Source organism: Streptomyces sp. C (genome assembly GCF_000158895.1).
Taxonomy (GTDB): Bacteria; Actinomycetota; Actinomycetes; order Streptomycetales; family Streptomycetaceae; genus Streptomyces; species Streptomyces racemochromogenes.
The window spans coordinates 5,708,533-5,721,431 of the sequence record NZ_GG657750.1 but is presented as its reverse complement, the minus strand read 5'-3'; the positions used below and the strand labels follow the sequence as shown (position 1 = coordinate 5,721,431).

The following is a 12,899-nucleotide window of genomic DNA, read 5'->3' as shown; positions in this document are numbered from 1 at the left end:
GACGCGGGCCGGGGGAAGCGGCGGGACGCGCGGGAGCGGCCGGGGCCGCCGGAGGCGCGGAGAACTCGGTCGCCACGGGCGCCGCCGGAGCGGGCTTCGGGGCGGGAGCCTTGGGACCGGGACGCGGGCCGGGAGCGGCCGGAGTCACCGGGGCGCTGACCGCGGGGGCCTCGGCGGCGGCGGGCTTGGGGGCCGCCGGCACACCGGGCTTGGGGGCAGCGGGACGTGCCGCGGACGCCGGGGAGGGCGCCGCGGGCTTGGCGGGCGCGGCCTTGCGGGGCGCGCCGGGCTTCGCAGCGGACTTGCCGGCGTTGCCGCCGGGCCCCTGCAGTGCGTCAGTCAACTTGCGTACAACCGGCGCCTCGATCGTCGAGGACGCCGAACGGACGAATTCACCGAGTTCTTGGAGCTTGGCCATGACGACCTTGCTCTCCACTCCGAACTCCTTGGCGAGTTCGTATACCCGGACCTTAGCCACTTCGCTCCTTTTAGGTCCGGGTTACGCCGGACCGTCGCTACTTCATGGGCGTACTCATCGCGTACTCATCGAGTGCTCATCGCAATCTCGACCTACTTCCAACTCGCGAGGTACCTGACCGCACGGGGTGTCCGTGCCGTACTTCTTCTTACGGTGTCGCCTCGGCCGGTGCGGCCAGGGTCTTGCGCAGTCCCTCCGTGTCGAGCGCTCCGGCGGACCTGAGGGCCCGGGGGAACGCCCGGCGGCGGACCGCCTGGTCGAGGCAGACCACGGCGGGGTGCACGTAGGCACCCCGGCCGGGCAGCGTACCGCGAGGATCGGAGACGCATTCGTCCCCGATCGCCACGACCCGCAGCAGATCGCTCTTGGCCGCTCGCTCCCGGCACCCCACACAGGTGCGTTCGGGGCATGCGCGGGCTTGCGTCCGGCCAGACACGCCTAAGTCTACCTCCCCGTACCGACCTCACCCCTTCAGGTGAAAAATCGAACGGATGTCGTCGTGATTTCCGAGGTACTCCGGCGGTGCCGGAGTACCTGTCTACCGGCCGGGAACCCCCGGCCGGTAGCGGTTTATTCCCGGTCAGGCACCGGCGTCCGCGTCGGCGGGCACCTCGGTGTCGGGCCGGATGTCGATGCGCCAGCCGGTGAGGCGGGCGGCGAGGCGGGCGTTCTGCCCCTCCTTGCCGATCGCCAGCGACAGCTGGTAGTCCGGCACGGTCACCCGCGCGGAGCGGGTGTCCCAGTCCACGACCTCGACCTTGCTCACCCGGGCGGGTGACAGCGCGTTCGCCACCATCTCGGCCGGGTCGTCCGACCAGTCGACGATGTCGATCTTCTCGCCGTGCAGCTCGGCCATCACGTTGCGCACGCGGGCGCCCATCGGGCCGATGCAGGCGCCCTTCGGGTTGAGGCCCGAGCGGGTGGACCGGACGGCGATCTTGGTGCGGTGACCGGCCTCACGGGCGATCGCGGAGATCTCGACGCTGCCGTCGGCGATCTCCGGGACCTCCAGCGCGAAGAGCTTCTTCACCAGGTTCGGGTGGGTGCGCGACAGGGTCACGGACGGACCGCGGACACCCTTCGCCACCCGCACGACGTACGTCTTCAGACGGAGGCCGTGCGTGTACTCCTCGCCGGGGACCTGCTCCTGCACCGGCAGGATGGCCTCCAGCTTGCCGATGTCGACGAGGACGTTCTTGGGGTCCTTGCCCTGCTGGACGACGCCGGTGATGACGTCGCCCTCGCGGCCGGCGAACTCGCCGAAGGTCAGGTCGTCCTCGGCGTCGCGCAGACGCTGGAGGATCACCTGCTTGGCTGTCGTCGCGGCGATGCGCCCGAAGTCCGACGGCGTGTCGTCGAACTCCTTGGGCTCCTGCCCCTCTTCGAGGTCCCTGGGGTCCTCGGTCGCCCACACGACCACGTGACCGTTGGTGCGGTCGAGCACGACACGGGCGCGCCGGAAGCTGCCCTCGGTGCGGTGGTACGCGATGAGGAGGGCCGACTCGATCGCCTCGACGAGCAGGTCGAAGGAGATCTCCTTCTCCCGGACCAGACCCCGCAGGGCACTCATGTCGATGTCCACGGCTACGCCTCCTCTTCCTTCTTGTCCTTGCGGCTGAACTCGATCTCGACGCGCGCCTTGGCGACGTCGGTGAATGCGATACGACGGGCGGTCGCCTTGCGGCCCTTCACACCCGGCACTTCGAGGTCCATGCCCTCGTCGTCGACACCGAGGATGCGGGCGATCAGTTCCCCGGCACCCTTTTCACCTTCGGCGGAGAGCTGAAACTTGACGAGGCGACCGGTCGCCCGAACGTAGTGACGGCGCTCGCTGAGCGGGCGGTCCGCGCCCGGGGAGCTGACTTCGAGGTTGTACTCGTCCTCGCCCATCACGTCGGACTCGTCGAGCCGGTCGGAGATCTCACGGCTCAGCTCGGCGCATTCGTCCAGGTCGACACCCTCATCGGAATCCACGATGATGCGCAGCATGCGGCGCTTGCCCGCCTTGGAGAGCTCGATGTCCTCGAGGTCCAGGCCCTTGGCGGCGACGAGTGGCTCCAGCAGTCCGCGCAGCCTGTCGCTCTGGGTGGTGCTCATCCGGGTGACTCCTCGGCCGCGTGTGCTGTTGTGGTTTTCCGTCGTGTCAGGTCAAAGGGTATCCGGTCGCGGAGGGTGTTGCCGTCCGCGCTGTGGACGGGACCCCCGGGTACCGTGATCACACCCTGCCCCGCAACCACCCCCCGAGGAGGCCGCCGTGCCCTTGACCACGCCTTCGAGGCGCTCGCCCTCCCGAAGGAGCCTGCTCGCCGGAGCCGCCGGCGCGACCGGGGCCGTGCTGCTGACCGGCTGCTCCGGCAGTGGTGCCGCGCCGGGCGCCGACAGCGGGATCGCACTCGATCGGCGGATGCGGGAGGGCGCCGTCCGGGACAGCCGGCAACTGCTGGAACGTTACGACGCCACCCTGGCGGCCCATCCCGGGCTCGCCGAGCGCCTCGGACCGCTGCGCGAGGCCGTCGCGGCGCACACGAGGGCCCTGGCCCCCGCCGACCCCGCTGCCGGGAAGCCCTCGCCCCGCCCGGGCCCGCCTTCCCCGTCCTCCCCGTCCTCGTCCGGCGCCGCGGCGCCCGCCGCCGGTGCCCCGGCGGCGCGCAAGGAGCCGGTCCCGGCGCAGCCCGCCGAGGCCCTGAGCGCGCTCGCGGACGCGGAGCGGGACCTGTCGGAGGCCCGGACCATCACCCTGGCCGGCGCCCCCGGGGAGCTGGCCCGGATGCTCGCCTCGGTGGCGGCCTGCGGGGCCGTCCACGCCTACCTGCTCACCTCCACCCCGGGAGCCGCCTCGTGAAGCCCTCGCCCTCCCCCGCCCGCGGTCCGCTCCCGGCCGCCCAGGCAGCGCTGGCCGCCGAGCACGCCGCCGCGTACGCGTACGGGGTGATCGGCGCGCGCATCGCGCAGGCCCGCGCGAACGAGGCCCGGGAGGCGTACGGCGCCCACCTGGCCCGCCGCGACCGGCTGACCCGGACCGTCCGGGAGCTGGGCGGCGCACCGCAGCCCGCCGAGGCCGCGTACGCCCTGCCCTTCGAGGTGCGCACCCCGGCCGACTCCGAGCGGCTGGCCGCCGTGATCGAGGACCGGGTGGCGGGCGCGTACTCCGACCTCGTGCGGTCCGCGGACGGCCAGTTGCGCCGCGAGGCGGCTGACGCGCTGAGCGCGGCGGCCGTGCGGGCGGCACGCTGGCGCGGTGTCGGCGTAGCCTTCCCTGGGCTCACGGAACGCGCACAGGCGGCCCGTACCAGCTGAAAGGGACCAGGCACGCATGGCTTTCGAACCGCCGCAGCGGCTCGTACGGGCGCTCGGCGAGCTGCCGCCGACCGAGCGGGACACGGAGTGGCTGGGGCGCCTGCCCGAGCTCGCCGAGGAGGCGCTGAAGCGGCGGGACGTCACGGCCCAGCGGATGCAGGCCCCGGGCGGGCGCAGCAGCGTGGTGCTGCTGGTTCGCTACCCCGACGGCACCCCGGCCGCCCTGAAGCTGGCGCCGCCCGGGGCGGATCCCGGCCGGGAGCTGGCCGCGCTCGCGCACTGGGGCGGCTTCGGAGCCGTACGGGTCCTCGACTCGCGTCACCACGAGGAGGACGGGGCGCTGCTGCTGGAGCGGCTGCACCCCGACGTGTCGCTGCGTTCGCTGCCGGACGCCAAGGCCCTGCTGGAGGCCTGCGGCACGCTGCGCCGGCTGTGGGTGGGCCCGCCGCGGGACCACTCCTTCGAGACGGTGGCCGAGCGCACGACCGCGCAGTGCGAGCTCCTGCGCTCGGCTCCGCCGGAAGCCCGACCGCTGGCGCAAACGGCCCTCGCCCTCCAGGCCGAGCTGACGGCCGCGCCGCCCGAGTCCCTCCTCCTGCACGGGAACTTCCGCCAGGGCAAGGTCCTGGCCGCCGAACGCGCCCCGTGGCTGACGGTGGGCCCGGACCCGCTGGTCGGCGAGCGGGCCTACGACCTGGCCCGGCTGGTCCGGGACCGGCTGGAGGACCAGATGGCCGCCTCGGCGGGGGCGGCCGGGGCCCGGCGGCGGGTGAACAAGCTCGCCGACTCGCTGGAGGTGGACCGGGAGCGGCTGCGGGCCTGGACGGTGTTCCGGGCGGTGGAGTCCGGCGTCCGCGCCCTGGCCGCCGGCCGCAGGCGCGACGCGGAGCTCCTGCTGGAGTTCGCGGCCTGGCTGTGAGGGCATAACCCTACAAAAGGCACATGTCCGGCAGGGGGCCGTCATGGTCGAGGAACTGCTGACAGCGGGAATCGCCGCCGCCACGGGCGTCGCGGTCTACCTGGGTGCGGCCGCCCGGGTGGTGAAGCAGTACGAGCGCGGGGTGGTCTTCCGCTTCGGCCGCCTCCGTGAAGGCGTCCGCCCGCCCGGCTTCACGATGATCCTCCCGGTGGCCGACCGCCTACACAAGGTCAACCTCCAGATCGTCACCCTCCCCGTCCCGGCGCAGGAGGGCATCACCCGCGACAACGTCACGGTCCGCGTGGACGCGGTCGTCTACTTCAAGGTGGTCGACCCGGCGAGCGCGATCATCGCGGTGGAGGACTACCGCTTCGCCGTCTCCCAGATGGCGCAGACCTCTCTCCGCTCGATCATCGGCAAGAGCGACCTGGACGACCTCCTCTCGAACCGCGAGAAGCTCAACCAGGGCCTGGAGCTCATGATCGACAGCCCGGCGATGGGCTGGGGCGTCCAGATCGACCGCGTGGAGATCAAGGACGTCTCCCTCCCGGAGACGATGAAGCGCTCGATGGCCCGCCAGGCGGAGGCCGACCGCGAGCGCCGCGCCCGCGTCATCAACGCGGACGCCGAACTCCAGGCCTCGCACAAGCTGGCCGAAGCCGCGGCCGTCATGTCGGACCAGCCGGCGGCCCTCCAGCTCCGCCTCCTGCAGACGGTGATCGCGGTGGCGGCGGAGAAGAACTCCACCCTGGTCCTCCCCTTCCCGGTGGAACTCCTCCGCTTCCTGGAACGCGCCGCCCCCGTCGCTCCCGCGCCCGAACCGCCCCGGCCGCCGGCCGGCCCGCCACCGGCGTGACCCGCCGGGGGTCCGCCGCTGCCCGGGCCCGCCCCTACACCAGCCGGGCCAACGCCTCCGTCAAGGGCAGTTCCTCGCGGGTGCCCGCGGCGCGGTCCTGGAGTTCGACGACGCCCTCGGCGGAGCGGCGGCCCGCCACCAGGATCCACGGCACGCCGATCAGCTCCGCGTCCGTCAGCTTGACGCCCGGCGACAGCCCCGGGCGGTCGTCCAGCAGGACCCGCCGGCCCGCCGCGGCCAGGGCGGCCGCCGCTTCCTCCGCCAGCGCGAGCGGCACGGCCTTGCCCGCCGCCACCACGTGGACGTCGGCCGGGGCCACCGCCGCGGGCCAGCGCAGGCCCCGCTCGTCGGCCGTCTGCTCGGCCAGCGCGGCGACCGCGCGGGAGACGCCGATGCCGTAGGAGCCCATGGTGACCCGGACCGGCTTGCCCTCCTTGCCGAGGACGTCCAGCCCGAAGGCGTCGGCGTACTTGCGGCCCAGCTGGAAGATGTGCCCGATCTCGATGGCCCGGTCCAGCTTCAGCCCCGCACCACACGCCGGGCAGGGGTCGCCCGGCTCGACGACGACCACGTCCAGGTACCGGTCCACTTCGAAGTCCCGGCCGCAGACCACGTTGCGGGCGTGCGTGTCGGCCTTGTTGGCGCCGGTCACCCACGCCGTCCCCGGCGCGACGCGCGGGTCGGCGAGGTAGCGGACCTTCTCCAGGCCCTGCGGGCCCACGTACCCGCGTACCAGGTCGGGCCGGTCGGCGAAGTCCTCGGCCGTCACCAGCTCCACCACCGCCGGGGCCAGGTGCTCCCCGAGCTTGCCGAGGTCCACCTCGCGGTCTCCGGGCACGCCGACGGCGGTGATCTCGCCGTCCACCTTGACCAGCAGGTTCTTCAGCGTCGCGGAGGCCGGCACGCCGAGGTGCGCGGCCAGGGTCTCGATGGTGGGGGTGTCGGGGGTCGGGATCTCCTCCAGGGCGGGATGCGCATCCCCCTCCACCGCCTTCAGCGCGAACGTGACCGCCTCCGTGTTCGCCGCGTAGTCACAGCTCGGGCAGTCCGCGAAGGTGTCCTCGCCCGCGCCGGCCGGCGCGAGGAACTCCTCCGACGCCGAGCCGCCCATCGCGCCCGACACGGCCGACACGATGCGGTGGTCCAGGCCGAGGCGCTCGAAGATGCGCACGTACGCCTCGCGGTGCAGCCGGTAGGACTCGGCGAGCCCCTCGTCCGACACGTCGAAGGAGTACGAGTCCTTCATCTGGAACTCGCGGCCGCGCAGTACGCCGGACCGGGGCCGGGCCTCGTCCCGGTACTTGGTCTGGATCTGGTACAGCATGACCGGCAGGTCCTTGTAGGACGTGCACTGGTCCTTCACCACGAGGGTGAAGATCTCCTCGTGGGTGGGGCCGAGGAGGTAGTCGGCGCCCTTGCGGTCCTTCAGCCGGAACAGCAGGTCCCCGTACTCCGACCAGCGGCCGCTGACCTCGTACGGCTCCTTGGGCAGCAGCGCCGGCAGCAGCACCTCCTGCGCGCCGATGGCGTCCATCTCCTCGCGGACGATGCGCGAGACGTTGTCCAGCACCTTCTTGCCGAGCGGCAGCCAGGTCCACACCCCGGCGGAGCTGCGCCGGACGTAGCCGGCCCGCACCAGGAGGCGGTGGCTGAGGGTCTCGGCGTCGGCGGGGTCCTCACGGAGGGTCTTGGCCATGAGGCGGGACATGCGCTGTACGTGGTGCGTGGACACGTGGTGAGTGGACATGCCGGGAGGCTACCGACAACCCCGCCGCCCCCGGAAACCCGTTTTCAGTCCGCGCGCGGGGGCCTGAGCAGGGGAAGCGGGGCGCCCATGACCGCGTACGGCAGGCTCGCGCTCGGGAAGTGGACCTTCCGGGCCAGGTCCCGGTAGCCGAGGGCGGCGTAGAGCCCGCGGGCCGGGCTGTCGGTGTCGATGGCGGAGAGGATCGAGCGGGGTTCTGCGGCGCTGTCGGTGATCCGGGTGATGAGGGCGCGGCCGACGCCGCGGCCCTGGAAGCCGGGGTGGACGTGCAGTTCGGTGATGACGAAGGAGTGGTCGAGCCAGTGATCGGTGCCGCCGGCCCGCAGGTAGGGCTCGACGATGGTGGACCACCAGTGGCCGCGGTCGTTGGGCATGCCGTAGACGAAGCCGGCCAGCGCCCCGTCCTCGGTGAAGGCGCCGAGCGCGCGGGCGCCGGGACACGTCATGTGGCGCTGGACGATGTAGCGCCGGATGCCGACCTCCTCCTCGCTGAGCCCGAAGGCGACGGCCTGGACGCGCAGGGCTTCGTCCACCCGGCCGGCCAGGTCGAGGCGCCCGATGCGGAGTCCGGCGGGCCGTACGGCGTCCTCGCCCGGGGAAGTAGGCAGCATGCGGCGACCATACTTCGGGGTAGGGCCGCTCCGGTACGGCTTCCCGCACGAAACCGGACGCCCTTCTCCACAGGTCAGAACAGGACGCTCATGAACGCGCCCACCTCGCGGAAGCCCACCCTGCTGTAGGCGGCGCGGGCGGCGGTGTTGAAGTCGTTGACGTAGAGGCTGACCACCGGGGCCACGTCGCGCAGCGCGTACTCGACCACGGCGGCCATGCCGGTCTCGGAGTGCCCGCGGCCGCGGAACTCGGGGGCCACCCACACGCCCTGGATCTGGCAGGCGGCCGTGGTGGCGGCGCCGATCTCGGCCTTGAAGACGACCTTGCCGTTCTCGACGCGGGCGAAGGAGCGGCCGCTGCCGACGAGCTCGGCGACGCGGGCCTGGTAGAGCAGTCCGCCGTCCCCGGCGAGCGGCGAGATGCCGACCTCCTCGGTGAACATGGCCACGCAGGCGGGCATGATCAGGTCCATCTCGTCCTTGCGGATCCGGCGGACCAGGGGGTCGGCGGCGATGTCGGCGGACGGCTGCTCGGTGACCATGAGCGGCTGGTGGGCGCGGACGTCGCGGGCGGGGCCCCAGCTGGGCTCCAGGAGCTGCCACAGCAGCCGGGTGGGCTCGGCGGGGCCGACGATGGAGGAGCAGCGGCGGCCGGTGCGGCGGGCGCGGTCGGCGAAGGCGCGTACGGCGTCGGGGCCGGCGCAGACGGGGACCAGGTTGGCGCCGGCGTAGCAGAGGGCGCGGAGGTCGCCGTCGGCGTACCAGCCCCACATCTCTCCGCCCAGGCGCCACGGATCGAGTCCGGCGACCTGGACCCGGGAGGTGACGAAGGCGTTCTCGACCGGCTCGCGTCCGAGGATGGCGAGCGCGGCGTCGAGATCACTGGGTTCAAGGACCCTGGTCGTGGTCTGCGTCAACACTGGGGCCTCACCGTGCAAGTCTGCTGATCTCCGCACTGTACCCGGCGCAACCTGCGCACGCCTGGTCCCGCAGGTCACGAAAAGGGCCCGGCCCCGGCCGCGAGCTGCGCGGACGGGGCCGGGGAGGCACCTGGGACAAGGCCGGAAGGAACCGGGACCCGGACCGGGCTCAGACGCCGATGGCGACGCTGGGCTCGCCGGAGGCGACGCCGTCCTTCTCCATCTGCTCGGCGATCTTCAGCGCCTCTTCGATGAGGGTCTCCACGATCTTCGACTCGGGGACGGTCTTGATGACCTCGCCCTTGACGAAGATCTGGCCCTTGCCGTTGCCGGAGGCGACGCCGAGGTCGGCCTCGCGGGCCTCGCCGGGGCCGTTGACGACGCAGCCCATGACGGCGACGCGCAGCGGGACGGTCATGCCGTCCAGGCCGGCGGTGACCTCCTCGGCCAGCTTGTAGACGTCGACCTGGGCGCGGCCGCAGGAGGGGCAGGAGACGATCTCCAGGCGGCGCGGCTTGAGGTTCAGCGACTCCAGGATCTGGTTGCCGACCTTGACCTCCTCGACCGGCGGCGCGGAGAGCGAGACGCGGATGGTGTCGCCGATGCCCTCGGAGAGCAGCGCGCCGAAGGCGACGGCGGACTTGATGGTGCCCTGGAAGGCGGGGCCGGCCTCGGTGACGCCGAGGTGCAGCGGGTAGTCGCACTGGGCGGCGAGCTGGCGGTAGGCGTTGACCATGACGACGGGGTCGTTGTGCTTGACCGAGATCTTGATGTCGCCGAAGCCGTGCTCCTCGAAGAGGGAGGCCTCCCACAGCGCGGACTCGACGAGCGCCTCGGGGGTGGCCTTGCCGTACTTCTTCAACAGGCGGGCGTCGAGGGAGCCGGCGTTGACGCCGATGCGGATCGGCGTGCCCGCGTCCTTGGCGGCGTGCGCGATCTCCTTGACCTTGTCGTCGAACTGCTTGATGTTGCCGGGGTTGACGCGGACGGCGGCGCAGCCGGCGTCGATCGCGGCGAACACGTACTTGGGCTGGAAGTGGATGTCGGCGATGACCGGGATCTGCGACTTCTTCGCGATGACGGCCAGCGCGTCGGCGTCGTCCTGCGTCGGGCAGGCGACGCGGACGATCTGGCAGCCGGAGGCGGTCAGCTCGGCGATCTGCTGGAGGGTGGCGCCGATGTCGGAGGTGCGGGTCGTGGTCATCGACTGCACCGAGACGGGCGCGTCGCCGCCGACGGCCACGGAACCGACCTGGATCTTGCGGCTGACCCGGCGGTCGGCAAGCTTCGTCGGCACGGACGGCATTCCGAGAGAGATGGCAGTCATCTGCTGTGCAACCCCAAGGTGTGGATCGAGGTCCCGAGATCGGCGGGCTCCAGCCTTCGAGGTTACGCCAAGCAGCGCGCGCCCCTTGCATCCGAGGGGGTCGCGCCACCCGAACGTAGGGAGCCGGGCACGATGCGTGCCCGGCTCCGGTCGCCGTCGGGGTGGGGCCGGTACGGCTAGGTGATCTTGATCGGGTTGACCACGTCCGCGACGAGCACCAGCAGCGTGAAGCAGACGAACACGCCGGCGACCACGTACGCGGCGGGCATCAGCTTCGCCACGTCGAAGGGGCCGGGGTCGGCGCGCCGGAAGACCTTGGCCACGGTGCGGCGCAGGGACTCCCACAGGGCGCCGGCGATGTGCCCGCCGTCCAGGGGCAGCAGGGGCAGCATGTTGAACAGGAACAGCGAGAGGTTGAACATGCCGAGCACGTTGAGCAGGATCGACATCTTCTGCTCGCTGGGCAGGTCCAGGGCTGCGATGTCGCCGCTCATCCGGGCCGCTCCGACGATGCCCATCGGGGAGTCGGCCTCGCGCTCGGCGCCGCCGAAGGCCGCGTTCCAGAGGGCGGGGATCTTGGCGGGGAGCTTGAGGAGGCCCTGGACGCTGCTGTCGACGATCTCGGCCATGTGGTCGACGGACTCGCCGAAGGACAGGGCGGCGATCTCGCTCTTGGGGCTGAAGCCGAGCCAGCCGGCCGTGACGTACTGGCCCTTGACGTAGCCGCCGTGGCCGTCGGTCTTGGCGACCTGGTTGGCGATCAGGTCGACGGGGATGCCGAGCTGCTGCCCGTCGCGCACGACGGTGACGGTGGCGGGGCCGACGGTGTCGCGGATCCGCTTCTGGAGGGCGGCCCAGTCGGCCACCTTCTTGCCGTTGAAGGCGACGATCCGGTCGTCGGGCCGCAGGCCGGCCTTCTTCGCGGGGGCCACCGGGTCGCCGTCCTTGCAGACGTCGCGCTTCTCGCTCTGCTGGATGACGCAGGGCGAGACGCTGGCGATCTGGGTGGTGGTCCGGTTGATGCCGAAGGTCATCCAGACGCCGAAGAAGATCGCGAGGGCGAGCACCAGGTTCATGAAGGGGCCCGCGAACATGACGATCACGCGCTTCCAGGGCTTGCGCGTGTAGAAGAGCCGCGTCTCGTCGCCGGGCTGGAGCTCCTCGTAGGCCGCCGAGCGGGCGTCCTCGATCATCGACCGGAACGGCGAGGTGGAGCGGGCGGTGACCTTGCCGTCCTCGCCGGGCGGGAACATCCCGATCATGCGGATGTAGCCGCCCATCGGGATGGCCTTGATCCCGTACTCGGTCTCGCCCTTCTTGCGGGACCAGATGGTCCTGCCGAAGCCGACCATGTACTGGGGCACGCGGATGCCGAAGAGCTTGGCCGTGGAGAGGTGGCCGAGCTCGTGCCAGGCGATCGAGAAGAGCAGCCCGACGACGAAGACGAGCACGCCCGTCAGGGTCAGCAGCAAGGTCATGCGCCCGCCTCCACGGCGGCCCGCGCCGCCATCTCCCGTGCCCGGGCCCTGGCCCAGGTCTCCGCTTCCAGGACGTCCGCCACCGTCAGGGAAGTTCCCGAGGTGGGCGTTCCGTGCTCGTCGACCACTGCGGAGACCGTATCCATGATTCCTGTGAACGGCATCCGGCCGGCCAGGAAGGCGTCCACGCACTCCTCGTTCGCCGCGTTGAAGACGGCGGGGGCGGTGCCGCCCAGGGTGCCCACGTGCCGGGCGAGGCCGACCGAGGGGAAGGCCTCGGTGTCGAGCGGGAAGAACTCCCAGGTGGAGGCCTTGGTCCAGTCGAAGGAGCGGGAGGCGTCGGGGACCCGCTGGGGCCAGCCGAGGCCGATCGCGATGGGGCCGCGCATGTCCGGCGGGGTGGCCTGGGCGAGGGTGGAGCCGTCGGTGAACTCGACCATGGAGTGCACGTAGGACTGCGGGTGGACCACGACCTCGATGCGGTCGAAGGGGATGTCGTAGAGCAGGTGCGCCTCGATGACCTCCAGCCCCTTGTTGACCAGGGTCGCCGAGTTCACGGTGATGACCGGGCCCATGGCCCAGGTGGGGTGCGCGAGGGCGTCCTCGACGGTGACGGCGGCCAGCTCGGCGCGGGTGCGGCCGCGGAAGGGGCCGCCGGACGCGGTGACCACGAGCTTGCGGACGTCGGCGCGGGTGCCGGCGGCGAGGGCCTGGAACAGGGCCGCGTGCTCGGAGTCCACGGGGATGATCTGCCCGGGCTTGGCGAGGGCCTTGACCAGCGGGCCACCGACGATCAGCGACTCCTTGTTGGCCAGGGCCAGGGTGCGGCCCGCCCGCAGCGCCGCGAGGGTGGGGGCGAGGCCGATGGAGCCGGTGATGCCGTTCAGGACGGTGTGGCAGTCGGAGGCGGCGAGTTCGGCGGCCGCGTCGGGTCCGGCCAGGATCTCGGGCAGCGGCTCGCCGGTGCCGTACTGCTCGCCCAGCGCCTCCTTCAGGGCCGGTACGGCGTCCTCGCGGGCGACGGCCACGGCCCGGACCCGGAGCCGGCGGGCCTGCTCGGCCAGCAGGTCGACGCGCCCGCCGGCGGCGGACAGCGCGGTGACCCGGAACCGGTCCGGGTTGCGCAGGGCGAGGTCGATGGCCTGGGTGCCGATGGACCCGGTCGACCCGAGGATGACGATGTCCCGGCGGCCGGCCGCGGCGTCGAAGAGGAGGTGCGGGTCGGCGAGGGGGGCTGGACTGTCGCTC

At 72.3% G+C, this 12,899-nt stretch carries 14 protein-coding genes; 4 read left to right on the top strand and 10 right to left on the bottom strand.

Annotated elements, in window-relative coordinates:
- The 4 genes from SSNG_RS26030 to rimP all read right to left on the bottom strand — a co-directional run.
- On the bottom strand, window positions 1–478 hold a 478-nt coding region (locus tag SSNG_RS26030; RefSeq protein ID WP_007266899.1), incomplete at its 3' end, for a translation initiation factor IF-2 N-terminal domain-containing protein.
- Window positions 479–626: 148 nt separating this feature from the next.
- On the bottom strand, window positions 627–914 hold the full coding sequence (locus SSNG_RS26025; RefSeq protein WP_007266898.1) for a YlxR family protein: 288 nt from the start codon (window positions 912–914) through the stop codon (window positions 627–629).
- 144 nt (window positions 915–1,058) lie between these two features.
- Window positions 1,059–2,060: a transcription termination factor NusA gene (gene nusA / locus SSNG_RS26020; protein ID WP_007266897.1), complete on the bottom strand. Its 1,002-nt coding sequence runs from the start codon at window positions 2,058–2,060 to the stop codon at window positions 1,059–1,061.
- A 2-nt stretch (window positions 2,061–2,062) separates the two neighbouring features.
- Entirely contained in the window at window positions 2,063–2,575 is a 513-nt protein-coding gene (gene rimP / locus SSNG_RS26015; protein ID WP_007266896.1) for a ribosome maturation factor RimP, read from the bottom strand.
- A 157-nt stretch (window positions 2,576–2,732) separates the two neighbouring features.
- Between rimP and SSNG_RS26010 the strand changes: the two genes are divergently transcribed.
- From SSNG_RS26010 to SSNG_RS25995, 4 genes are read left to right on the top strand one after another with little or no spacing between them, the layout of a single operon-like run.
- Window positions 2,733–3,320, top strand: coding sequence for a hypothetical protein (locus SSNG_RS26010; protein ID WP_128637150.1), 588 nt, complete (start codon window positions 2,733–2,735; stop codon window positions 3,318–3,320).
- Entirely contained in the window at window positions 3,317–3,775 is a 459-nt protein-coding gene (locus SSNG_RS26005) for a ferritin-like domain-containing protein (protein WP_042801932.1), read from the top strand. The genes SSNG_RS26010 and SSNG_RS26005 overlap by 4 nt, the downstream gene beginning before the upstream one ends.
- Window positions 3,776–3,791: 16 nt before the next feature.
- Window positions 3,792–4,694, top strand: coding sequence for an aminoglycoside phosphotransferase family protein (locus tag SSNG_RS26000; protein ID WP_007266893.1), 903 nt, complete (start codon window positions 3,792–3,794; stop codon window positions 4,692–4,694).
- A 43-nt stretch (window positions 4,695–4,737) separates the two neighbouring features.
- Window positions 4,738–5,550: a slipin family protein gene (locus SSNG_RS25995; protein ID WP_007266892.1), complete on the top strand. Its 813-nt coding sequence runs from the start codon at window positions 4,738–4,740 to the stop codon at window positions 5,548–5,550.
- 34 nt (window positions 5,551–5,584) lie between these two features.
- Here the strand turns inward: SSNG_RS25995 and SSNG_RS25990 are convergent, their stop codons facing one another.
- From SSNG_RS25990 to dxr, 6 genes are all read right to left on the bottom strand, one after another.
- Window positions 5,585–7,297 (bottom strand): proline--tRNA ligase, encoded by a 1,713-nt coding sequence (locus tag SSNG_RS25990; RefSeq protein WP_007266891.1) that lies wholly within the window; start codon window positions 7,295–7,297, stop codon window positions 5,585–5,587.
- 44 nt (window positions 7,298–7,341) lie between these two features.
- On the bottom strand, window positions 7,342–7,926 hold the full coding sequence (locus SSNG_RS25985; RefSeq protein ID WP_050779731.1) for a GNAT family N-acetyltransferase: 585 nt from the start codon (window positions 7,924–7,926) through the stop codon (window positions 7,342–7,344).
- 74 nt (window positions 7,927–8,000) lie between these two features.
- Window positions 8,001–8,846, bottom strand: a complete 846-nt coding sequence (locus SSNG_RS25980) for a GNAT family N-acetyltransferase (protein WP_206731333.1) — start codon at window positions 8,844–8,846, stop codon at window positions 8,001–8,003.
- 169 nt (window positions 8,847–9,015) lie between these two features.
- Window positions 9,016–10,173, bottom strand: coding sequence for a flavodoxin-dependent (E)-4-hydroxy-3-methylbut-2-enyl-diphosphate synthase (gene ispG, locus SSNG_RS25975; protein WP_007266888.1), 1,158 nt, complete (start codon window positions 10,171–10,173; stop codon window positions 9,016–9,018).
- A 176-nt stretch (window positions 10,174–10,349) separates the two neighbouring features.
- Window positions 10,350–11,651: a site-2 protease family protein gene (locus tag SSNG_RS25970; RefSeq protein WP_042801927.1), complete on the bottom strand. Its 1,302-nt coding sequence runs from the start codon at window positions 11,649–11,651 to the stop codon at window positions 10,350–10,352.
- Window positions 11,648–12,899, bottom strand: a 1,252-nt coding sequence (gene dxr, locus SSNG_RS25965) for a 1-deoxy-D-xylulose-5-phosphate reductoisomerase (protein ID WP_007266886.1), incomplete at its 5' end; no start/stop codon positions are given. The genes SSNG_RS25970 and dxr, both read right to left, overlap by 4 nt.

Excerpts from the sequence above, each read along its gene's own strand:
- rimP (WP_007266896.1), bottom strand. The coding sequence starts at position 2,575 with ATGAGCACCACCCAGAGCGACAGGCTGCGCGGACTGCTGGAGCCACTC.
- SSNG_RS26000 (WP_007266893.1), top strand. The coding sequence starts at position 3,792 with ATGGCTTTCGAACCGCCGCAGCGGCTCGTACGGGCGCTCGGCGAGCTG.
- SSNG_RS25995 (WP_007266892.1), top strand. The coding sequence starts at position 4,738 with ATGGTCGAGGAACTGCTGACAGCGGGAATCGCCGCCGCCACGGGCGTC.
- SSNG_RS25990 (WP_007266891.1), bottom strand. The coding sequence starts at position 7,297 with ATGTCCACTCACCACGTGTCCACGCACCACGTACAGCGCATGTCCCGC.
- SSNG_RS25985 (WP_050779731.1), bottom strand. The coding sequence starts at position 7,926 with ATGCTGCCTACTTCCCCGGGCGAGGACGCCGTACGGCCCGCCGGACTC.
- ispG (WP_007266888.1), bottom strand. The coding sequence starts at position 10,173 with ATGACTGCCATCTCTCTCGGAATGCCGTCCGTGCCGACGAAGCTTGCC.
- SSNG_RS25970 (WP_042801927.1), bottom strand. The coding sequence starts at position 11,651 with ATGACCTTGCTGCTGACCCTGACGGGCGTGCTCGTCTTCGTCGTCGGG.